Source organism: Bradyrhizobium sp. AC87j1 (assembly GCF_002936975.1).
GTDB lineage: Bacteria > Pseudomonadota > Alphaproteobacteria > Rhizobiales > Xanthobacteraceae > Bradyrhizobium > Bradyrhizobium shewense.
The window spans coordinates 47,604-64,636 of the sequence record NZ_PTFE01000025.1 but is presented as its reverse complement, the minus strand read 5'-3'; the positions used below and the strand labels follow the sequence as shown (position 1 = coordinate 64,636).

The 17,033-nt window shown below is 65.8% G+C and carries 16 protein-coding genes; 4 read left to right on the top strand and 12 right to left on the bottom strand.

The window, feature by feature from the left end:
* Nucleotides 1-13: 13 nt before the first annotated feature.
* The 6 genes from CV770_RS15605 to CV770_RS15580 all read right to left on the bottom strand — a co-directional run bounded on the left by CV770_RS15605 (nucleotide 14) and on the right by CV770_RS15580 (nucleotide 6,660).
* Complete coding sequence (locus tag CV770_RS15605) at nucleotides 14-985, bottom strand: ABC transporter ATP-binding protein (protein ID WP_104462947.1); 972 nt, start codon at nucleotides 983-985, stop codon at nucleotides 14-16.
* The gene (locus CV770_RS15600) at nucleotides 982-1,974 is read right to left on the bottom strand and encodes an ABC transporter ATP-binding protein (RefSeq protein ID WP_104462946.1); all 993 of its coding nucleotides are present in this window, start codon (nucleotides 1,972-1,974) and stop codon (nucleotides 982-984) included. The genes CV770_RS15605 and CV770_RS15600 overlap by 4 nt, the downstream gene beginning before the upstream one ends.
* Nucleotides 1,971-2,843, bottom strand: coding sequence for an ABC transporter permease (locus CV770_RS15595; protein WP_104462945.1), 873 nt, complete (start codon nucleotides 2,841-2,843; stop codon nucleotides 1,971-1,973). The genes CV770_RS15600 and CV770_RS15595 overlap by 4 nt, the downstream gene beginning before the upstream one ends.
* Entirely contained in the window at nucleotides 2,830-3,780 is a 951-nt protein-coding gene (locus tag CV770_RS15590; RefSeq protein ID WP_091965676.1) for an ABC transporter permease, read from the bottom strand. Before CV770_RS15590 ends, CV770_RS15595 begins: the two co-directional genes overlap by 14 nt.
* 7 nt (nucleotides 3,781-3,787) lie before the next feature.
* Complete coding sequence (locus CV770_RS15585) at nucleotides 3,788-5,332, bottom strand: ABC transporter substrate-binding protein (protein WP_104462944.1); 1,545 nt, start codon at nucleotides 5,330-5,332, stop codon at nucleotides 3,788-3,790.
* 131 nt (nucleotides 5,333-5,463) lie between these two features.
* Nucleotides 5,464-6,660, bottom strand: coding sequence for a CaiB/BaiF CoA transferase family protein (locus CV770_RS15580; protein WP_104462943.1), 1,197 nt, complete (start codon nucleotides 6,658-6,660; stop codon nucleotides 5,464-5,466).
* Nucleotides 6,661-6,853: 193 nt separating this feature from the next.
* Here CV770_RS15580 and glgA point away from each other — a divergent pair, with 193 nt between their 5' ends.
* Entirely contained in the window at nucleotides 6,854-8,269 is a 1,416-nt protein-coding gene (gene glgA / locus CV770_RS15575) for a glycogen synthase GlgA (protein WP_104462942.1), read from the top strand.
* Between the two features lie 286 nt (nucleotides 8,270-8,555).
* Here glgA and CV770_RS15570 read toward each other — a convergent pair whose 3' ends face one another.
* Both CV770_RS15570 and CV770_RS15565 read right to left on the bottom strand, forming a co-directional pair.
* A complete protein-coding gene (locus CV770_RS15570) occupies nucleotides 8,556-9,500 on the bottom strand; it encodes an oxygenase MpaB family protein (RefSeq protein ID WP_201759871.1) in 945 nt (314 codons plus the stop codon).
* Between the two features lie 91 nt (nucleotides 9,501-9,591).
* Nucleotides 9,592-10,728, bottom strand: coding sequence for a DUF3734 domain-containing protein (locus CV770_RS15565; RefSeq protein WP_104462941.1), 1,137 nt, complete (start codon nucleotides 10,726-10,728; stop codon nucleotides 9,592-9,594).
* A gap of 201 nt (nucleotides 10,729-10,929) precedes the next feature.
* Between CV770_RS15565 and CV770_RS15560 the strand changes: the two genes are divergently transcribed.
* Nucleotides 10,930-11,811, top strand: coding sequence for a LysR family transcriptional regulator (locus CV770_RS15560; RefSeq protein ID WP_201759870.1), 882 nt, complete (start codon nucleotides 10,930-10,932; stop codon nucleotides 11,809-11,811).
* A 17-nt stretch (nucleotides 11,812-11,828) separates the two neighbouring features.
* Here the strand turns inward: CV770_RS15560 and CV770_RS15555 are convergent, their stop codons facing one another.
* Entirely contained in the window at nucleotides 11,829-12,545 is a 717-nt protein-coding gene (locus CV770_RS15555) for a peroxiredoxin-like family protein (RefSeq protein ID WP_104462939.1), read from the bottom strand.
* Nucleotides 12,546-12,694: 149 nt separating this feature from the next.
* Entirely contained in the window at nucleotides 12,695-12,886 is a 192-nt protein-coding gene (locus tag CV770_RS15550; RefSeq protein ID WP_146101292.1) for a hypothetical protein, read from the bottom strand.
* A gap of 13 nt (nucleotides 12,887-12,899) precedes the next feature.
* Between CV770_RS15550 and CV770_RS15545 the strand changes: the two genes are divergently transcribed.
* Both CV770_RS15545 and CV770_RS15540 read left to right on the top strand, forming a co-directional pair.
* Nucleotides 12,900-13,382, top strand: a complete 483-nt coding sequence (locus CV770_RS15545; RefSeq protein ID WP_104462937.1) for a cupin domain-containing protein — start codon at nucleotides 12,900-12,902, stop codon at nucleotides 13,380-13,382.
* Between the two features lie 91 nt (nucleotides 13,383-13,473).
* Nucleotides 13,474-14,676, top strand: a complete 1,203-nt coding sequence (locus tag CV770_RS15540) for an MFS transporter (protein ID WP_104462936.1) — start codon at nucleotides 13,474-13,476, stop codon at nucleotides 14,674-14,676.
* Here CV770_RS15540 and ccoS read toward each other — a convergent pair.
* Both ccoS and CV770_RS15530 read right to left on the bottom strand, forming a co-directional pair.
* Nucleotides 14,673-14,840, bottom strand: a complete 168-nt coding sequence (ccoS, locus tag CV770_RS15535; RefSeq protein WP_008550618.1) for a cbb3-type cytochrome oxidase assembly protein CcoS — start codon at nucleotides 14,838-14,840, stop codon at nucleotides 14,673-14,675. The two genes, CV770_RS15540 and ccoS, sit on opposite strands and share 4 nt — an antisense overlap.
* A complete protein-coding gene (locus CV770_RS15530; RefSeq protein WP_104462935.1) occupies nucleotides 14,840-17,032 on the bottom strand; it encodes a cation-translocating P-type ATPase in 2,193 nt (730 codons plus the stop codon). The genes ccoS and CV770_RS15530 overlap by 1 nt, the downstream gene beginning before the upstream one ends.
* Nucleotide 17,033 lies beyond the last annotated feature (1 nt).

The following is a 17,033-nucleotide window of genomic DNA, read 5'->3' as shown; positions in this document are numbered from 1 at the left end:
AACCGGTCTTAGTTCAGGTCAGCGGATGATGGCAAGCTGCGAACTGGCCGGGCCCGATTTCGCGCAACTCCGGTATCTCCGCGCTGCATCGCTGATCGGCCCGCGGACAGCGGGTGCGGAAGCGGCAGCCGGACGGCGGCGCAATCGGCGATGGTGGCTCACCCGCCGCCACACTCTCGGCGGGACGCACATCCGGATCGGGCACCGGGATCGCCTGCAACAAGAGCCCGGTGTAGGGATGCGCAGGATTTGCGAACACTTGCTCCGACGGACCGACCTCGCAGAGCCGGCCGAGATACATCACCGCGACGCGGTCGCTGACCGCTTTGACCACTGCGAGATCATGCGCGATGAACAGCAGCGTCAGGCCGAAGCGCGCTTTCATCTCCTCCAGCAAATTGAGGATCTGTGCGCGGATGGAGACGTCCAGCGCCGAGACCGGCTCGTCGCAGACGATGAATTCCGGATTGAGCACCAGCGACCGCGCGATACAGATGCGCTGGCACTGCCCGCCGGAGAATTCATGCGGCAGGCGGCCCGCCACGAGATCAGGATCGAGCCCGACCGCGCTGAGCACCTCGTGAACCCTACGCTTGCGCTCGGCGGCATCCTTGACGCCGGCGATGATCAGCGGCTCGGCCACGATGTCGCCGATGCGACGGCGCGGATTGAGCGAGGCGATCGGATCCTGGAAGATCAACTGCACGCGGCGGCGCATCTTGCGCAACGCCTCGCCCTCCATCGCGGTGAGGTCCTCGCCGTCGAACAACACCCGGCCGGATTTGGCGCGGCGCAATTGCAGCACGGCACGGCCCAGCGTCGACTTGCCGCAGCCGGATTCTCCGACCAGCCCCAGCGTCTCGCCCCGCGCGACCGCAAGGCTGACACCGGAAACCGCATGCACCGTCTTGTTGCCGAGACCATATTCGACGACGAGATTGTCGACGTTCAGCAGCGGCTCCGCGCGCGCGGCAAGCTGCATCATGCGCCAACTCCTTCCGCCATCTGGATCGGGTGGAAGCAGGCATAGAGATGATCAGGCATCTCGGCGCTCTTCAGGTCGGGCTTGGCCTCATGACAGCGGTTGGCGGCATAGCGGCAGCGCGGCGCGAAGGAGCAGCCACGAAGCGGCCGTGTCGGATCGGGCGGACGGCCGGAGATCGCGGGCAGCGGGGTATGCGGCGCGGTCTCCAGCTTCGGGATCGCCGCCAGCAGCGCCTCTGTGTAGGGCATGTGCATGCGCCTGAACAGCGCCTGGGTCGGGGCGCGCTCCACCACCCTGCCCGCATACATCACAGCGACCTCGTCGGCGCGGCCCGCGACCACACCGAGATCGTGGGTGATGATGATCATCGCCATGTGGCGGCGGCGCTGCTCGCGCGCGAGCAGATCGAGAATCTGTGCCTGGATGGTGACGTCGAGCGCGGTGGTCGGCTCGTCCGCGATCAGCAGCTTCGGTTCGCAGGACAGCGCGATCGCGATTGCGATACGCTGGCGCATGCCGCCGGAACATTGATGCGGATATTGCGCGAGCCGCTGCTCGGGCGCCGGAATGCCGACCGCGGCCAACAGCTCGATGCTGCGCTTCCGTGCTGCGGGGGCATCGAGCTCGAGGTGCTCCTGGATCGTCTCCATCAGCTGCGTGCCCATGGTCAGCACCGGGTTGAGCGAGGTCATGGGATCCTGGAACACCACTGCAAGGTCGCGCCCACGCAGGCGCCGCAGGCTTTCCGAGGGAAGCCGCACCAGATCCTGGCCGTCAAACATCACGCGGCCCGTGAGCTTGGCCTTCTTCGGCAAGAGCTGAAGCACCGCACGCGACAGCATGGTCTTGCCACAACCGGACTCGCCGACGATGCCGAGCGTGCGGCCCGCCTCCAGCGACAAGTCGACGTGATCCACAGCGCGCAAATTGCCGCGCGGCGTCGGCAGCTCGACTGCGACGTCCGCGATGGTCAGCAGCGGGGCGCTCACAGCGCCCCCTGACGCGGGTCGGTCAGCGCCCGCAAGGTGTCGCCGACCAGGTTGAAGGCCAGCACGGTCAGGAACAGCGCCGCCGCGGGCAGGAAGGCCAGCCGCGGCGCGACGTCGAGGCTCTCGCGCCCCTCCCCGATCATGCTGCCCCAGCTCGCCATCGGCGGCGGCACGCCGAGACCGAGGAAGGACAGCGCGCCCTCGACCACGATGGTGACGGCGACGCCGAGCAGGAAGAAGGCCAGCAGCGGCAGGATCACGTTCGGCAACAGCTCGCGCAGCAGGATGCGCGCATGGCTGGCACCTAACGCCTCGGCCGCGATCACGAATTCCCGTCGCGCCAGCGTCAGCGTCGCCGCGCGCGCCACACGCATGAAGGCGGGAATGCCGAGCACGCCGAGGATCAAGGTAAGGTTGGGGACGGACTGGCCGAGATAAGCGGTCACGGCGAGCGCGAAGATCAGCGGCGGAAAGGCGAGCAGCACGTCCATGCTGCCGACCACCAGCGTCTCGAACCGGCCGCGGAAATAGCCGGCGAGCAGGCCGAGCGCGCCGCCGAGCGTAAGGCCGATCATCGGCGCGATCAGCCCGACGGTCAGCGACACGCGCGCGCCAAAAATCAGGCGGGCGAGCTCGTCGCGGCCGAGCCCGTCGGTGCCGAGCCAGTGCTCGCCGGAGAACGCGGCGCGGCGCTCCAGCATGTCCATGTCTACAGGGTTCTGCAGCGGCAGCACCGGCGCAAGGATCGCGAGCGCAAGGATGATCGCGAGCCAGGCGCTGGCGAGCCAGAACAGCAGGCCGAGCCTGCGCTTGCGGCCGACCGGCACGGGCGCCGCCTCGTCCTGCATCGAGAGCTCAAGCGTGGCCATGCCGTATCCTGGGGTCGAGCACGGCGTAGAGCATGTCGACGATGAAGTTCACGATGACGAAGCCGCAGGCGACCAGCAGCACCACGCCCTGGAGGATGACGAGGTCGCGGGTGTAGATCGCCCCGACCAGGAGCCGGCCGATGCCGGGCAGCGCGAAGATCGATTCCACGATCAGCGTGCCGCCGAGCAAACGGCCGATATTGATGCCTGTGACCGTCACCAGGGTCAGCGACGAGGGCTTGAGCGCATGCACGAACAGGATGCGCGCGGGCTTGAGACCCTTGGCCTTGGCAAGTGCGATATAATCCTCCTGCAAGGTCGCGATCATGTCGGAGCGCAGCACCCGCATGATTCCAGGCCATTCCGCCAGCGCCAGCGTCAGAGCCGGCAGCACGAAGAAGCGCAGATTCGCCAGTGGCGCCTCGGTGAACGGCACATAGCCGGTCGCAGGCAGCCAGTGCAGCTCGACCGCAAACAGGTAGATCAGCAGTATTGCCACGAGGAACGACGGCATCGACAGCATGGCAAACGCACTGCCGGTCATGAAGCGGTCGAAGGCGCCGCCTGCGCGCGCGGCGCAGGCGATCGCGACGGGAACGCCGATCAGCAACCCGATGAACTCGGCCATCAGCATCAATTCGAGCGAGACCGGAATGCGCTCGGCGACCGCCTGCAACACCGTCTGGCCGGTGCGGAACGAGCGACCGAGATCGCCCTGCAAGACGTGGCCGAGCCAGCTCAGATAGCGCCACCACAGCGGCTGGTCGAGCCCCATGTCACGGCGCAGAGCCGCGACATTCTCCGGCGTCGCCTGATCGCCGAGGATGACGTAGGCGAGATCGCCCGGCAGCAGCGAGGCGATCAGGAAAGTCAGCAGCGAGACGGCGAGCAGAACCGGCAGGATGGCAAGAAGCCGCCGAACGACGAAGTTCAGCATCGCTCGTTCATTCCAGCCAGGTATTCGAGACGTCGATCACGCCGTTGTAGATTTTCGGAAAGCCCTTCAGCTTGGCGCTCGACAGCGCGTAATAGGTATTCTGGAAGGTCCAGAACCAGATCGCCTCCTTGTTGATCAGACGGCTGATCGCGCAATAGTCCTCGGTGCGCTGGCCGAGATCGGCGGTGACGCGGGAATGGTCGAGCAGCCGGTCGAGCTCCGGATCGGTGAAGTTGGCGAGCGCCAGCGGGCTGCCGCTGCGGAAATTCGCGTACATCTGCGGATCGGGATCAGCGAGGTCGACGATGCGCCAGGGCACGAGCTGAAACTGCCGCATGAAAGCGCGCGGCGGGATCGTGGCCTGATCGACCTGCTCGATCTCCATGTTGGCGCCGGCGCGCTTCCAAAATTGCTGGAGCACCTGGCCGATCATGCGGCCGCGCGGGGTTGCGGTCACCAGCATCTTGAACTCGACCGGCTTGCCATAATCCTTGATCAGCGCCTTGGCCTTCTCGACGTCGAACGGCAGCGCGCCGTCGTCCTTGCATTTGACCCAGGAGCCGTCGCCATAGGGATTGGTCGCGGGCCGGCTCAGGCCGTTGCTGATCGCCTGGGACATCTTGGGTCGGTCGACCGCCATCACCAGCGCCTGCCGCACGCGAACGTCGTCAAACGGCGCCACCTTGGTATTGAAGGCATACACCGCAGCACCCGAGCCCTTGTAGCTGTGCACGGTCAGCTTGGGGTCCTTCTGCGCCTTCATGATGTTGTCGGCGTCGTTCTCGTCGTCCCAGATGATATCGGCCTCGCCTGATTGCAGCGAGGCGAAGCGCGACTGCGCGTCGGGCAGCGGCTTCAAGATGACACGATCCAGGTAGGGACGGCCCTTGTCCCAATAGTTTGGGTTCTTCTCCAGCACCATGCGGTCGCCGGCGGTCCATGATTTCAGGATGTAGGGACCGGTGCCGACGGGATTGCGATTATAGTCGTCTCCCTTGGTCTTCCAGGCCGTCGGCGAATGCACGGCATTGTTCTGGCTCTGGATCGTGATCACCGCCGGCAGATTCACGGAAGGGGCGGTAAGATTGTAGACGATGGTGTGTTCGTCGGGTGCCAGCACCTCCTTGACGTTGGTGATGTAGAAGGCGCAGCGGCACTTGTTGGCCGGATCCTTCTGCCGGTCGAAATTCTCCTTGAACGCCTGCGCATTGAACGGCGTGCCGTCGTGGAATGTCACGCCCTGGCGCAGCTTGAAGGTCCAGCTCATGTAATCGTCGGAATGCGTCCAGGACACCGCGAGTTTTGGCGCGGCTTCGCCCTTGTCGTCGAGCGTGGTCAGCGTATCGAAGATCGCAGCGGCGGCGGTGAAGGTCGAGGTGTCGTAGACCCCGACCTTGAGCGGATCGAAGCCGGTGATCTCCAGCTCCTGGCCGACGGTGATGCTGCCACCCGGCTTCTGCGCCTGCACCGGCCCGGCCAGCGGAAGGAGGGCAAATGCCGCAACAAGGAAAATCGGCGCGTGCTTGCGCGCCGCGGCAGCAGTGTTCGTCATGGTTCCTCCCGGGATCCCTCGTCCGATGTTTCGGATCGTCGAATGACTGAGGACGAGATTGGCGACAAAAGCTCGCCACGGCAAGAGGAACGCACAACAGATCACACGCCGCACGTGCGGCGTAATGATGCTCAGCCTGTCGCGGCAGTTTTGCCTGTCGGAATTGATGCATCATCGGCGAGGCTGATCTCCTCGCGCAGCGCATCCGTATGCTCACCGAGCACGGCCATCGTCTTGGCCGGCGTGGTGTCGGCGCCGGACATCCGGAACGGCAGGTTCAACACCTGAAAGGAGCCGCCCTCGTCCCGCACCTCGGAGAGCGCCTGCCGGTGCGCAAGCTGCGGATCGGCCAGCGCCTCGGACACGGTGCGATAGGCCGAGGCCGGCACGCCGGCCGCGCCAAGCGCGACAAGACAGGCGTCGGTCGTGAGCTGCCGCGACCAGGCTTCGACGCCGTCCATCACCTCCGCCCAATTGTCGCGGCGCGCGGCGTAGGTCGCAAAGCGCGGATCGGAGATCCATTCGGGGTGGCCGATCACGCCCATCAATCCCTGGAACGTTTTCTCGCTGGCGACCGTGATCATGACATAGCCGCTTGCCGTCTCGGTCGGGCCGAACATCGGGCGCGGCGGCGGCTTCACGGCGAATTGCGCGCCCTGCAATTCGGTCAGCGTCAGTGACAGCATCGATTCCAGCATGGACACGTCGATGTGCTGGCCAAGGCCGGTCACGGTCCGCTGATAGAGCGCGGACGCGATCGCGCCGAAGCCATAGGTGCCGGTGACCACGTCGGCGTGATAGATGCCGCAATAGTCGGGGCGATGACGACCGGGCTGGTAGGCCAGATGCGCCATATCATAGCCGGAGGCCGCATGGATCACCGGAGCATAAGCCGGCAGCTCGGCCGAGGGGCCGGTCTGGCCGTAGCCTGAGATCGAGCAGTAGATCAGCCTTGGGTTGACGGTGCGCAGCCTGTCGTAGTCGAGCCGCAGCCGGTGCATCACGCCGGGGCGAAAGTTCTCGACCAGGATGTCTGATGTCGCGGCCAGCCGGCGCACCGCCTCCTTGCCGTCCTCGGACTTGAGGTCGAGCACGACGCTCTTCTTGCCGACATTGAGCTGGCCGAACGCGGTGCTGCATCCCTTGCGCAGCGGCGGCCGGGTCCGCATCGTCTCCCCGCCATCGGTCTCGATCTTGATGACCTCAGCGCCCATGTCGGCAAGCATCCGCGCGCAGTGAGGACCGGCAATGGTGGTCGAAAAATCCAGGACCCTGAGCCCGGCGAAGGCTTTTGTCGTCGTCCCCTCATGCTTATCTGCTAGCTGCATGCCTGCTCACGTCCTTGGGCTCTCAGGAACTCTCGAAGTTCTCTGTTGTTGATGCGGCGACCCTAGAGGGCGGCGGCTGAGTAGGAAAGTGTTTACCGAACCTGCGCGCCGCGTGGGCGGGCTTTAAGAATTCCGGGACAACTGGACCCGTTCTTGCATAGCATCGAACGGGATCGACAGAGGGCAGCTGTTCTTGAGGGTCTTGTTCGTCACCACGGAGATGGACGACTTCGTCCGCGTCGGCGGCCTTGGAGCCGTGTCCGCTGCGCTGCCCCGCGCCCTTCGCTCCTTTACCGATATCCGGATCATGCTGCCCGGCTATCGCGACATCATCGAGCAACTCACGCATATTCAGATCGTTGGCCGCTGCCCGGCCTTCGCGGAGATGCCGGCCTGCTCGCTCGGACGGGCAGCGACCAAGGACGGCCTGCCGGTCTACGTGCTGCTCTGCTCGCAACTCTACGACCGGCCCGGCAACCCCTATGGCGACGAGTCCGGGCGCGACTGGCCCGACAACGACATCCGCTTCGCGCGCTTTGCCTCTGCCGCCGCTGAGCTGGCCATGGGCAAGCTGGACAAGAATTGGGCAGCTGACCTGATCCATGCCAATGACTGGCAGGCCTCGCTCGTGCCGGCCTATCTCGCCTGGCGCGGCTCCAAGCTGCCGTCGATCCTGACCATTCACAACCTCGCCTATCAGGGTCTCTTCCCGAAGGACTCGCTGCGGCGGATCGGCGCACCGGAAAGCTCTTTCCACATCGACGGCATCGAATTCTACGACCAACTGTCCTTCCTCAAGGCCGGCCTCGTCTACGCCTCGCACCTCACCACCGTCAGCGGCACCTATGCGCGCGAGATCACCACGACCGAATTCGGCTGCGGCCTGGAGGGCCTGCTCCGCCTGCGTTCGGACGCGTCCGAGCTCACCGGCATTCTCAACGGCATCGACGAGAGCTGGGACCCGCGCTCCTGCGCCCAGCTCGCCCAGCAGTTCGGCGCCGGCGACTGGATCGGCAAGAGGGCCAATGCGGATTACGTCCGCAAGCAGTTCGGCTTAGCGGTGTCGCGCGGCCCGATGTTCGGCATCGTCGCGCGTCTCGTGCACCAGAAGGGCATCGACCTCGTGCTGTCGGCGGCCGATGAGATCGTCGATGCCGGCGGGCAGATCGTGGTCACCGGCTCCGGCGAGCCGGCGCTGGAGCAGGCCCTGATCGACGCGCATCGCCGTCGCCCCGACGCCATCGGCGTGGTGATCGGCTTCAACGAAGCCCAGGCGCGCCGTATCTTTGCCGGCAGCGATTTCACCCTGATGCCGTCGCGCTTCGAGCCGTGCGGGCTCAGCCAGATGTACGCCCAGCGCTTCGGCTCGCTGCCGATCGGGCATCAGACCGGCGGCCTTGCCGAAACCATCACCGACGGCGAGACCGGCTTCCTGTTCTCGAGGCCCTCGCGCGAGTCCTTCCTCGGCGGTGTCCGCCGCGCCTTCTCCGCCTTCATGGCGCAAGACCAGCTCGACACCATGCGCCGCAGCGCCATGGGACGCTCGTTCTCCTGGAGCATCTCGGCGGGGACCTACAGCGCGCTCTACCGGAAGCTGGCATCGGTGTGACGCCGCGACGGCGTTTCTCCGTCATTGGGAGCGCAGCGAAGCAATCCAGAATCCTTCCGCACCGACAGTCTGGATTGCTTCGTCGCAAGCACTCCTCGCGATGACGGTGTGGAAAATGCGCCTCACTCTCCTCTCGTGCCCCGGACGCAGCGCAGCGCGTCGCGCTTGCGACGTGGTGCGCTGCTGAGCCGGGGCCCATGTCTCGGCGGGGCTCGTGGCCTCTGGGTCCCGGCTCTGCGCCGCAACGCTTATGCGTTGCGGCTTGTCCGGGACACGCCGGAAGCGCTTAGCGACGCACATCCATCTGCGGCCGTCCGATCCAGGCGCGGTTGAGACAGCGCGTCATCCAGTCGGGCTGCGGCTCGCCTCGCAAGCGCGCCTGGGCTTCCTGATAGGGGCCGACATAGCGCAGCCGGTCCGGCAATGTCGGATAGATGCGCCGGATCCAACGAAGCGCGTTGTCGGCCGATCTGACCTCCCGCTCGCCGAGCTCAAACCCGAAGCCGGCGCGCAATCGTTCCGGCAGCAGGCTCGCCGTCAGCGCGCGATACCATCGTGGCGGCCGCAACCACGGACGCGCGCCGCCAAAAATCTGCGCCGCGATTTCGCGCGCCGCCGGGCTCACGGTCAGCGTGTCCGACTGCTCCATCGTCGCGGTGTAGGCCGTAAAGCCCGACCAGTCCGCGGGCAGATCATCAGCCGTCAATCCGAACAATGCACCGAACGTCCGACTCTCGGTCCAGTAGCGCTCGCGCTCCTCCACCGAGAATGGCGGCAGAACCAGCTCGTGCGCCATCAGCGCCGTCTCGACCAGCGTCGCATGGACCCAACGCAGCGAGGGGATATCGTTGGCGCTGTAGCGCGAGCCTGCCGCAAAGGGACCGACCGTCTCGGGCATCTCTCCGACGATCATGCTGTGCCGCCGATGCAGCTGCCGGGACGAGCGCAAGGCACGGTCGAGTGAGCCGAACACCATGGCAAAGACGATGTCGAAGGTGCGATGGAAGCGGCCGATCGGATCGGCAAGGGTTTTCGAATGCTCGGCGATGGCGGCGGCGACCCAGGGATGCGCCAATTGCAGCAACAACGCGCGGCCGGCGCCGAGAAAGATGACGGCCTCCCGGTCGATCCGCCAGGTCAGCGTATCAGGACCGAACACGCCCGCCACCGGTCCCGCCGCGTGGGCGCGAACCAGATCGAGCGTTGCCTCCAGATCTTTCTCAGCGATCAATTGCAAGCCTCGCGACGAAGACGGGGCAACAATAGCCCAGACCGCGCTGTCGGGAAATCGTCACTGCGCAAGACAATAACGCGCAAAACCCTCACTCCGCCGCAATCGGCATCTCGTCCGTGTGCTCGTGCAGCACCACGCCGGAAAGCGGATCGAATTCGCCGATCCAGGGCTTGCGTGCCAGGACCGATCGCGTGTGAGCGTAACCAGCGTGCCAGCGCCGTGTGATCCCCGACGGACTGAAGTCGATATCCTTGGTATGGGTCTCGCGCTCGAGCTGCGGCGCCAGCAGCCGTACCACATGCATGCGGGTCGGACAGCCATAGCTCATCAATTCTCTCACCGCAGGATCGCTGCGCTCGCTCTCCGGAAGCCGTGCCGCGAGCTGGTTGATGACATGGCGCAGGCGATGGGCCTGCTGCTGGCGCGCAATCTGGCTCGAAATGCGGCTGGAATATTGCACGTCCTTGTGCCGGTTCAGCACCTCCGCGATCGTGTTCGGCTCGGCCCCGACGGGATTCCACAAATGCACGGAGAAGATCAGCGAATCCCTGCGCGGATTGTCGTCGAACACCGCTTCCGTCGGCGTGTTCGACAGGATGCCGCCGTCCCAATAGAGCTCGCCGTCGATGCGCACCGCCGGGAAAGCCGGCGGCAGCGCGCCCGACGCCATCACATGCTTCACCGTCAGTTCACTGTTGCGGCTGTCGAAATAGCGCATTTCACTGGTGCCGACATGAGCCGCACCGACCGTCAGGCGCGGCGCACAGCGATTGGCGAGATCGAAATCGACCAGCTCGCTCAGCGTCTTCTCCAGCGGAGCGGTCGAATAATAGCCCGCGTTGTCGGCACCGAGCGGATAGGCATCGCCCGCATGCGCCAGGGGATTGGGCTGGAAGAAGCCGCGAATGCCGCCGGTGACGGTCGACCAGTAAGCGAGCCTGTCGTTGAAGTCGGGAAAGGCGCCGCCCAGGGTCCAGACCGGGGTCTGCTCCATCCGCTTCCAGAATTCCTTCAGGCGCGCAAGCCGGTGCTCCGGCGCATTGCCGGCAATCAGGCTCGCATTGATGGCGCCGATCGAGGTGCCAATGACCCAGTCCGGCTCTATGCCGGCCTCGTGCAGCGCCTGGTAGACGCCCGCCTGATAGGAGCCGAGCGCACCGCCGCCCTGAAGCACCAGCACGACCTGACCTGGGATATCCGCACCTTTGCCCTTCATGCCGTTCATGGTTCGCTCCTGGTGAGCCTGCACCGGCCGAAATTTCGTCGGACGCGGCGGCATTGTTACCCGCGATCGTTTTAAGAGATCCCGGGACCTTTTGAAATGCCAGTTGGCTTCCAAGTCCATACGTCCGTGCTATCGCGCGTGGGATGTCATTTCTGGTTCCGATCGGCTAGATTTGAGGTCGATTTCGCTGGGAGCCGATCCATGGAAATGCACCAAGTCCGCTATTTCCTCGCGGTGGCGCAGCTGCTCAATTTCACGCGCGCAGCCGAGGAGTGCAACGTGACGCAGCCCTCGCTGACACGCGCAATCAAGCAGCTCGAGGCCGAGCTTGGCGGCGATCTGTTCCGCCGAGAACGGCCGGCCGCGCAACTGACCGAGCTCGGCCAGCGCATGCATCCGCTCCTGAAGCAGTGTTTTGACGCTGCCGCCGGCGCGCGCTCGCTCGCCTCCTCATTCAAAAGCGGAGAGGTCGGCGCCCTGCGCGTTGCCTTGACGCATTCGATCGACCTAGCGCTGCTCATTCCGCATCTCAACGAGATCAGACGGCAATTCAATCAGCTCGAATTCCGCTTCCTGCGCGGGACGAGCCGCGAGGTCGGCGAGTTCTTGAAGAAAGGTGAAGCCGAGCTCGGCATCGCTGCCGAGATCGATGAGGCCTGGGAACGGCTCGACGCCTGGCCGCTGTTCACCGAGAGCTTCGAGCTCGTCGTTGGCGACAGACATCGGCTGGCCGGCCGCAGCAGCATCGAACTGGACGATCTGCGCTCGGAGCAACTGTTGAGCCGGACGTTCTGCGAGCATTCGCGCCGCATCTCCGCGAGCCTGCGCGAGCACGGCATCGAGCATGGCCACGAGATTTCGAGCGAGCGCGACCTGATCGAGCTGGTCGAGGCCGACATCGGCGTCGCCATGATGCCGCACAGCTCGCCCCTGCCGCAGACACTGACGCGTGCCGCCGTCGCCGGCCTGGACGCCCGCCGCACCGTCAGCCTTTACGGGGTGGCCGGCCGTCAGCGCACGGCGGTGGCCAACGCCGTGATGCGCATGCTGCGCGGCGCCGACTGGCGGGAAATTGCAGGATAAGCCCGCGTCGCGAGCGCTCAGTTCTCCCTGCCCGCGCTCTCCAGCGCCGCGAGCAGATCATCGATCTCCATGCGCTTGCGGAAATCGGGATCGACGAAGCGGGCCTTCACGATCCCGTCGCGGCCGACCACGAACACGGCCGGGATCGGCAGCATCCAGCCGTCATTGCCGTGGAATTTCGCCATGTCCTGATAGGACAACAGGTCCTGGATCTCGGCGCCGAGCCAGATCGCGACATTGAGCGACAGCGCATAGCCGTTGTCGAGATCGGTCAGGATCGGAAACGGCGCGCCGGATTCAGCCTTGAGCTGGCGGGTAAATTCCTGCGTCTCCGGCATGACCGCAATGATCTGCGCACCCATGGCCTCGATGCGATCGAGCGCCTGGACCACGGCACGGACATTGAGCCGGCAATAGGGACACCAATGGCCGCGGAAGAACATCACGGCGAGCGGACCGCGCTCCAGCAGCGAAGGCAGCGTGACGAGACGCCCGGCGTCGTCCGGCAGCATGAACGGCGGCATCGCATCGCCCGGGCGTGGCGCGGCCTCGCCACCACCATTCCCGTCCAATCTCGCCACCAGGCGATCGACGGCCTCGCCATAGGCCGGAAACACCGCACGGCTGGCATCGGCATAGGCGCGGAGCTGTTCGTTCAGCGTGCCGTCCATATCGCGGCAGCGCTGGAAGGCAAGCCTGAGCTGCTCGGCGTCGGCTGGCGAGAGAGCTGTCATCTTTCTGCTCCGGCATTCCCTTCGGCGAATATTAGTTTCCCGGTCCGGCCGTCCGCAAGGGGCGGCCGCGATGCCAGGGCCCGTTCAGTCACGTAGGGTCTTGGACAAATTCGGCATAAGGCGCTCCTGTGGATTGACGTGAACGCCCATCATCGGGCGCCTTGCCATCGGACGCCGAATGCCGCGAAAGCGGAAATGCCGTTGGCCAATCGGATCGATAGCCGCCGCGCATCAACATAGCGCACCGCTATCGCATCGAGAGCAAGCCGGCATTTCAGGATCGACGCGATCTCGATGAAGCTTCTGTCATCGCCGGCGACCAGCGGGGTTGCGGCCAACACAGGAGACCTCCCCATGTTCAAGAGCTACGCTTTATCGCGTCTGATCTGGCCGAGCCTTGCCATGGTCAGCGCGCTGACACTCTCGGCGCAGCCGGTCGTTGCCGGGGAATGTCCGGCCGGCAAGATCAAGCCGAACGCCCGGCAGATGGTCGACTACAAACCCGTCGGCGTTACCGACGTCACGCTGGGCGCGATCGACCTCGGCAAGCAGCCGGTGCATATCGAGGGCCGCGAACTGCGCTTCCGCAAGCTGACCATCGAGCCCGGCGGCATCGTGCCCTGGCACAGCCATGACGACCGCCCCGCTCTCATTTTCGTGCAGCAGGGCGAAATCGTCGAATACGCCTCCAACTGCGTCGATCCGATCGTGCACAAGGCCGGCGACATCCGCCCCGAGGTCTACGGCACCTCGCATTGGTGGAAGAACCTCGGCAAGGATACCGTCATTCTCTATGTCGGCGACGTCCGCAGGGATCCCAACGACCACCACATGTAACGAGCACATTCCAGCCCCAGCGCACTCGTTACGAGATGTGGCGCCCGGAACTCCCCACTCCGGGCCCCGCATCCCCCACAGGACAATCGCCATGACCGACCTTTCCGCGCCGATCAAACCGGCCGCGATGACGATGGAAGCGCACTCGCCGGGTCTGGCGCTCCGCTCGCTCGTCATCGGCCTCACCGCGTTCCTGACCGTCGTCGATCTCTTCGCGACGCAGGCGATCCTGCCCTCGCTGACGCGCCATTACGGCGTCACGCCGGCGGCGATGAGCTTTGCCGTCAACGCCAGCACATTCGGCATGGCCACAGCCAGCCTCGTGATTGGCTTTTTCAGCCCGCACATCGACCGCCGCACCGGCATCCTGGTCAGCCTGATGCTGCTCGCGATCCCGACAAGTCTGCTGGCCTCGGCGCCAAATGTTGTCGTCTTCACCATCTTGCGAGTCGCGCAGGGCCTGTGCATGGCCTCCGCCTTCGCGCTCACCCTCGCCTATCTCGGCGAGCAATGCAGCGCGATGGACGCCGGCGGCGCCTTTGCCGCCTACATCACCGGCAATGTCGCGAGCAATCTCGTCGGCCGGCTGATCTCGGCCGCTGTCGCCGACGGCCTGGGCCTCGCCTGGAATTTCTATCTGTTCGCAGCGCTCAATCTGGCCGGGGCGGTGCTGGTCTATTTCACGATTCGACGCGTGCAGCCGATGCATGCGATGATGCCGACTGCTTCGCCGCTCAAAGCCACCATCGCGCACTGGCGCAATCCGCGATTGCGCGCGGCCTACGGCATCGGCTTCTGCATTCTGTTCGCCTTCATCGGCACCTTCACCTTCGTCAATTTCGTTCTGGTCCGACCGCCGCTGTCGCTCGGCATGATGGATCTTGGCCTCGTCTATCTGGTGTTCCTGCCCTCGGTCGTCACGACCTTGCTGGCGGGGCGGGTTGCCTCACGCATCGGAGCACGCCCGACGATCTGGGGCTCGCTCGCCGTTGCCGGCATCGGGCTGCCGCTGATGCTGACTGCGCGGCTGCCTGAAGTGCTCACCGGAATGGTGCTGGTCGCGGTCGGGACCTTCTTTGCACAGGCGGTAGCCACGGGCTTCGTCGGGCAGACCGCGACTGAGAACCGTGGCGTCGCCAGCGGCACCTATCTTGCGTGCTATTTCTGCGGGGGGCTCGTCGGCACAGCCGTGCTCGGCCGACTGTTCGATGCCTTCGGCTGGCACGCTTGCGTGACCGGCGTGGGCATAGCCCTTGCGGCCGCTGGCCTGCTCGCGCTGAACTTGAAGCGCTAGCGCTTGGCCGGCGCCTCCTGCGGCGGCTCGTCGTCGGCGATGGCGCGCCAGGCGGCGCCGTCGAGATCGTCGTACTGGCCGCTTCTGAGCGACCAGAGAAAGGCGACGAGACCGGCGCCTCCGAGCATCAGCGCCAGCGGGACCAGGATGACCAGGATTTCCATCACGCGATCTCCCGCGAGGTGCTGCGCGCCCGCAGCGAATTCAGCATGACCAGGATCGAGGAACCGCTCATGGCCGCAGCCGCGATCAGGGGCGTCACGACACCGCTGATCGCAACCGGCACGGCGAGCACATTGTAGCCGATCGCAAGCCAGAGGTTCTGCCGCATCAAATGCAGCGCCTTGCGCGAGGCGTCGATGGCGGCGACCACCGGGGCCAGCGGCCGGCCGAGAAAGACGAGATTGGCGGTGGCCTGGCTCAGATGCGCGGCCGAGATCGGCGACATCGAGACATGGGCTGCCGCGAGCGAAGGCGCGTCGTTCATGCCGTCGCCGACCATCAGCACCTTGGCGCCGCGCTGCTTCAATTCCTCGATCCGTGCGATCTTGTCGGCCGGCGTGACGCCGGCTCGCCATTCCGCGATGCCCAGCGCACGGGCCGCCGCGATCACTGCCGGCTCCCGATCGCCGGAGAGAATCTCGATGCCGATGTTGCGGGCCTTCAACGCCGCGATCACGGCCTGCGCATCCGGACGCAGGCCCTGGCGGACCGAGAGGATGAACTTCTCGCTGCCGTTGCCGAACGCCACGATCGAGGCCTCGGGGTCGAGACGGGTGGCGTCCGCAACCAGCGCCTCGGCACCGCAGAAGGACGGACGGCCAAGACGAAGCTCGATGCCGTCGACCACGGCACGCACGCCCTGCCCCGGCTCTTCGACCGCGCCGACGACCGGCGATCTCGCGCTCGCAGCCTGCGCCACGGCGGCGGCGACCGGGTGATGGCTCGACAGCGCGAGCCGGCCGGCGAGCTCGAAGATCTCGCGGGGGATATCGGCGGCATTCATCACTTCGAGATCGGGCAGCGTCAGCGTGCCGGTCTTGTCGAAGATGACGTGGTCGGCCTCGGCCAGGCGCTCGATCGCGTCGCCGGAATTCAGCAACACCCCGCACTTGAACATCGCGCCGGAGGCGATGGTCTGCACGGTCGGAATGGCAAGCCCCAGCGCGCAGGGACAGGTGATGATCAGCACGGCGACGCCGGTCACGATCGCATCATGCCAGGACGCGCCGGCAATGACCCAACCGAGGATGCTGATGAACGCGGTCGCGTGCACCACCGGCGCATACAGCCGCGAGGCGCGGTCCGCGAGCCGCATGTAGCGCGAGCGCGCCTGCAGCGCGTTGTCGAGCAGCCGCGTGATCTCGGCGAGCAGCGTCGCCTCGGACGCCGCCGAAACCCGCACCCGCAGCGTGCCGGAGATGTTCATCGAGCCCGCATAGACCGGCGTGCCCTGCCCGGCCGTGACATAGAGCGTCTCGCCGGTGATCAGGCTCTGGTCGATCTCCGAACGCCCCTCGATCACGGTGCCGTCGACCGCGCAGCGCTCGCCGGGCCTGAGCAGCACGATGTCGCCGGGATGGATCGCCGCGACCGGCACCTGCGAGATCTCATCAGGCCCGACGAACTTTGCGGCCGTCTCGGCCTTCAACGCGGCGAGATTGCCGGCGACCGCACGGGTCCGCCGCCGCATGTTCTGGTCGAGGAAGCGGCCGACGAGCAGGAAGGTCAGCAGCATGATCGCCGCGTCGAAATAGGCGTGCTCGGCGTGGTGGATGGTCTCGACCACCGACATGCCGAGCGCGAGGATCACGCCGATCGAGATCGGAACGTCCATGTTGGTCGTCTTCGCCGACAGCGCGCGCCAGGCCGAGCGGAAGAACGGCTGGCCGGCATAGGCCGCCGCCGGCAATGCGATCAGCGCCGACAGCCAGTGGAAGAAGTCGCGCTGCTCGGGCAGCATGTCCGAGACGTTGCCCGACCACACCGGGATCGACAGCATCATCACGTTCATGGTGGCGAACGCTGCGACACCGAGGCAGCGCAGCAGGAAGCGTGATTCGGCGACCTCCGCCACTTCCGCGCTCTCGGTCTCGAACGGATAGGCCTTGTAGCCGAGCTCATCGAGGCGATCGATGAAGCGGCCGGGGTCGAGCGTGCCCGCCTTCCATTCCAGCGCGACGCGGCGGTCGGTGAGGTTGACGCGCGCCAGCGTGACGTCGGGAATGGCGGACAGGCCGCGTTCGATCTTGGCCATGCAGCCGGCGCAGTGAACACCTTCGACCGCGAGATCGATGTGCTGGACGCCCTCGCCCGCGGTCCGGACGTAGTGCGAGAAATCCCGCGTGACGTGCATG